The sequence below is a fragment of the uncultured Corynebacterium sp. genome, assembly GCF_902782855.1.
Taxonomy (GTDB): domain Bacteria; phylum Actinomycetota; class Actinomycetes; order Mycobacteriales; family Mycobacteriaceae; genus Corynebacterium.
Window position 1 is genome coordinate 1 of the sequence record NZ_CACZOO010000297.1, and the last position, 2,140, is coordinate 2,140.

Consider the following 2,140-nt stretch of genomic DNA (forward strand, 5'->3'; position numbering starts at 1 on the left):
CGGTGCGCAAGAGACAGCGCACCCTCGACGTGGACACCACCCTCGGGCTGTGCCAGTTCACGGCGGTGCCCGGCATCTCCGGGTCCGGGAAGTCGACCCTGGTCTCCCAGGTACTCCCCGGGGTTCTGGCGGACGCGGGGCTGCGCACGCTGCTGATCACCCAGCAGCCCATCGGTCGGAACTCCCGGTCCACGTTGGCGACGTACACCGGCCTGTTCGACCGGGTCAGGAAGCTCTTCGCGCAGACCGAGGAGGCGCGGCGACGCAGCTGGTCGGTCTCCCGGTTCTCCTACAACGTCACCGAGGGACGCTGCCCGACGTGCAACGGTGAGGGCACGATCGAGGTGGAGCTGGTGTTCCTGCCCGGCAGTTACACCATCTGCCCGGACTGCCACGGCGCCCGCTACAACCCGGAGACCCTGGAGGTCACCTGGCACGGGTACTCGGTCGCGGACATCCTGGGGCTCACCGTTGCCGAGGCCCGGGAGGTCTTCGCAGCGGAGCCGCAGATCGCCGCCGCACTACAGGCGTTGCACGCCGTCGGTCTGGACTACCTGCGGCTCGGCCAGGGTGCCCCGGAACTCTCCGGCGGCGAGGCGCAGCGCATCAAGCTCGCGACTGAACTACAGCGCTCCGGGCGGACGAGACGACGCACCCCCACCGTGCACCTGCTGGACGAGCCGACGACGGGTCTGCACCCGGCGGACGTGGATCTGCTGGTCACCGAGCTCAACCGGCTGGTGGACGCCGGGGACACCGTCGTGGTCGTCGAGCACGACCTACGGGTCGTCGCCCGGGCCGACCGGGTGATCGACCTGGGTCCGGGGGCAGGCCCTGACGGTGGGCGGATCATCGCCGACGGGACTCCGTCGCAGGTCGCCGTATCAGCGACCGCGACCGGGCAGGCACTGGCTGCGGCGGTCGGCTGATCCGGCCCGTCCGTCAGTCCAGCCCCACCGCCGCCGCCGCGTGGATCGCATCGGTGAGCGCCTCCAGCGTGTCCGATTCCAGCCTCCACCGCTGCCAGTACAGCGGTACTTCAACGACATCGTCGCTGAGCCGGACCATCGTCCCGGCGTCCACGTAGGGCGAGGCGGAACTGACCGGGACGACGGTCCAGCCGAGGCCGGCGACGACCGCGTCATTGAGGCCCTCGAAGCTGGGGATGCGGGAAATCCTGCGCCCGGGGTCCGGTGTCACACCGTGGAGGTTGAGGACGGTATCGGTCATCAGGTCGAGTTCGCTGATGATGAGCAACGGCAGGCCCGACCAACCGCCGGCGTCCCCGCTGTCGAGGCGCTCCGCCAACTCCGGAGACCCCACCGGCCAGTACCGGAGCACGCCGAGCTCCTCGACCACACAGCCGGAGACGGGGTCGGATTCCGCGGTGACCACACCCATGCAGTCCCCGCGGCGCAGCATCGCCAGGGAATGCTGCTCGTCCTCCACCGTCAGGCGCAGTGAGATCCCGCCGTGTCCGGCGACGGATCTCAGCACCGGTCGGAACCAGGTTCCCAGGGAGTCGGCGTTGACTCCGACTGTCACCGGACGTTCACTGATCCGTCCCCGCAGCCGGTCCTCGGTCTCCTGCTCAAGCAGCCGCATCCGCCGGGCCGCCTGGACGAGGACCTCCCCGACCTCGGTCACCCCGACCGGGGCCCCACGGCGCACGACCACCCGGCCGACGTCCGATTCGAGGGCCTTGATGCGCTGGCTGACCGCCGACGGGCTGACGCCGAGCCGGGAGGCTGCGCCCTCGAAGCTCCCCTCATCGACGACGAGCAGCAGAGTATCCAGGTGACGTGGGATCATGAAGCTCATCTTACCCAGGTTCAGTTCTACTTGATTGTCTTCATCAGGGGTGCTTCCTATGCTCAGCGACATGTTCACCGCCGCCCTCGCCCCCCAGTTCCATGTCGCGCTCTCCGGACTGCTGTTCCAGCTGACCGTCATCGTCGGCATCGGGCCGCAGAACATCGTCCTGCTCAAGCAGGGCGTGCGACGCTGGGGTGTCGGCCTGGTGGTCTCCGTGTTCATCATCGGCGACGTCGTCCTGCTCACCCTCGGCACCGCCGGGGTGTCCGTCGTGGTCGAGAAGATGCCGCTGGTCCTGGAGATCCTGCGGTGGGGTGGCGTGGCC

At 69.1% G+C, this 2,140-nt stretch carries 3 protein-coding genes; 2 read left to right on the forward strand and 1 reads right to left on the reverse strand.

Features of this window, described 5'->3' with window-relative positions; all coding sequences use genetic code 11:
- Window positions 1–929 (forward strand): ATP-binding cassette domain-containing protein (locus QZV72_RS12165; RefSeq protein WP_297008842.1); only part of this gene is annotated, 929 nt, incomplete at its 5' end.
- A gap of 13 nt (window positions 930–942) precedes the next feature.
- Here the strand turns inward: QZV72_RS12165 and QZV72_RS12170 are convergent.
- Window positions 943–1,812, reverse strand: coding sequence for an ArgP/LysG family DNA-binding transcriptional regulator (locus QZV72_RS12170; RefSeq protein ID WP_297008847.1), 870 nt, complete (start codon window positions 1,810–1,812; stop codon window positions 943–945).
- 70 nt (window positions 1,813–1,882) lie between these two features.
- Here QZV72_RS12170 and QZV72_RS12175 point away from each other — a divergent pair.
- Window positions 1,883–2,140, forward strand: a 258-nt coding sequence (locus QZV72_RS12175) for a LysE family transporter (RefSeq protein ID WP_297008844.1), incomplete at its 3' end; no start/stop codon positions are given.

What these genes read in the sequence shown, in the direction of transcription:
- QZV72_RS12170 (WP_297008847.1), bottom strand. Translation starts at nt 1,812, where the DNA reads ATGATCCCACGTCACCTGGATACTCTGCTGCTCGTCGTCGATGAGGGG.